1 protein-coding gene is annotated in these 2,350 nt (G+C 38.6%); it reads left to right on the forward strand.

Features of this window, described 5'->3' with window-relative positions; all coding sequences use genetic code 11:
- Positions 1–2,350, forward strand: a 2,350-nt coding sequence (locus B5F91_RS14675) for a hypothetical protein (RefSeq protein WP_087429758.1), incomplete at both ends; no start/stop codon positions are given.

Below are 2,350 nucleotides of genomic sequence, written 5' to 3' on the forward strand. Positions count from 1 at the left end.
TGTTCGCTTCGGCAGGAACTTTTACCTCTTGTAAAGACTATGATGATGACATTGATGGTCTGCGCACAGAAATTACTGATCTGAAGAGCGCAGTTACTGAATTGCAGAATGCTGTTCAGAACGGTAAATATGTTACCGCTGTATCAGGCAATGGAAATGTCATTACCTTTACTTTCAGTGATGGTTCTACTACTCCGATTACTATAGAAACCGAGAGTGGAGAGCCTTCTCAAACTGTAACCATCGGTGAAGACGGTGAAGTAATCATTAATGGTGAAGGTACCGGATATTATACTACTAAGACTCCGAGCGAAGCTGAAGTAGAAGCTGGTTTGGTTAAGAAAGGCGCAAACGGAACTTGGGAAGTTTTGGGTGAAAACGGTGAATATACCGACACCAAAATCCCTGTATCAGGTATTACTGTATCTGGTAGTGAAGCTGAAGGTTATACCTTTACTATCGTAAATGCAAATGGTGAATCTCAAGTTGTTAAATTGCCTTCTGTTGCTTCTTCTATCACAAACATTGATTTTTCTACAAACTTAGTGAAAAATCCGGTTGGTGCTGAGGAAGTTGGTACAGGTTTAGTATTAGGTAGTAATGATTTTGCTTATGCTATAGAATCCTTTATGCTTGCAGATGGAGAAAATGTTACAGATTTCAAAGCAAGTGATTGGAAAGGTAACAAAGCTCTTCCTGCAGACGAAAGCGCAATTCTGTTGTCTGAAAGTACAATTGACGTACGTATTGACCCTGTAGGTGCAGACGCTACTGTTCTTTCATATACATTAACCAATACATTGAATGAAGACGCTCCTGAATTAACTCTGAAAGCAGAAGCAGAAGATGGCGAAGAGCCTATCAAATCAAATGATATTGCAGGACGCGCATCTAACAATTTAGGGAATGGTTTGTATACCCTTTCAATGGATAATAAAGTCCTAAGCAAGACTGAAGCTGATAACTTCGAAAAAGCAATGGGGAATATTGCTAACGATGACGCATACGCTATTAATGCTGCTCATGCTATTCGCTCTAAATATGCTTTGAATATTGTAGAGACTAATGCTCCTACACTGGATAAATTGGTGTTTGAACAAAACGATGAAAAAGTTCTTACAACAACAAGTCTTCAAGATTATCTATCGACTACAAGTGATAAAAAAGTAAAAGTAGGTGTACCTGTACAAGTTCTTGGTGATAGAGAAAAAGCTGTTTATGACATCTACTTGGAAGTAGCTCCAGAAGACGCTAAGTTCAACGTAACTTTCGATCAAGACAACCATACATTTACAATCGGACAAAATCCGGATTGGGCTACAATCACAGATGTAACTTTGGATATCATTGTTTGGACAGCCGAAATCGATGGTACAATTAACAAGACAACTGTTACCGTAAATCTGGACAGCGAATTCAGTACAGCAGCCGAATACCAGCCGATTACTCATAACGTAGCTGTAGAAAAGGATGAAGACAATGTACAATACATTAACTTGCAGACTATGAAGGATGGCTTCGCTTCTACAGACGATTTGAATAGCTGGATTAAGAATGTTAACTTGGATAATACTGATTACTTTATCTTCACAGATGAAGAATGTACGACCGCTAATCAAGTAGCTTCGATAAGCAAGTTAAGTTTCGATATCACAGATAAAGAAGATTACAATGTAGCAGCACAAACAGGCGCTAAGGGTGCTTCTGCTAACTATGTTCGTATGAAGGTTGATAACACTCTACCAGACAATTTGAAACTTGACGAACAATATTACTTGAAAGTTACATTCAAGGATGCAGCAAGCAATACATTGAACAGCTTCGTAGTGCCTATCACATTCACAGCTCCGTCGGTAGCAGAACAATTCGTTGTTTCTACTAACTACCAGAACGGAAGTGATAAAGCTATCAAGGGTTACTATAATAACTGGACAGCAACCAATACAAGAAAGATTGATATGAAACACTTCTTCAAGTCTTATGATAAGGGTGCTGCCTTAACGTTGGACGATGAAGCAGTTGTTACAGAATACAAAGCTCTTGGTGAATTGACTTCTAACGATTTGGCTACATTAAGTGCTACTGGCGTTGAAACTGCATTGATTTCACTGAATACTCAAAAATCTACTGCTAATGACTTGGTATTGGATGATGATACTAACCGTGAAGTAGGTTATGGTAAAGTATTGACCATCAATGCTACAAATAACTACTATGCAGACACTCAATGGGCATATACAGACGAAGCAGATACGAAGACTACTCTTACTATCACTATCTTAAGCCCGATTTACGAAGGTGTAATTGCAGCAACTGATGGTAGCAAGAACTTGAGTGTAGTTGTTAACAA

Source organism: Bacteroides sp. An322 (assembly GCF_002161765.1).
GTDB classification, from domain to species: domain Bacteria; phylum Bacteroidota; class Bacteroidia; order Bacteroidales; family Bacteroidaceae; genus Phocaeicola; species Phocaeicola merdavium.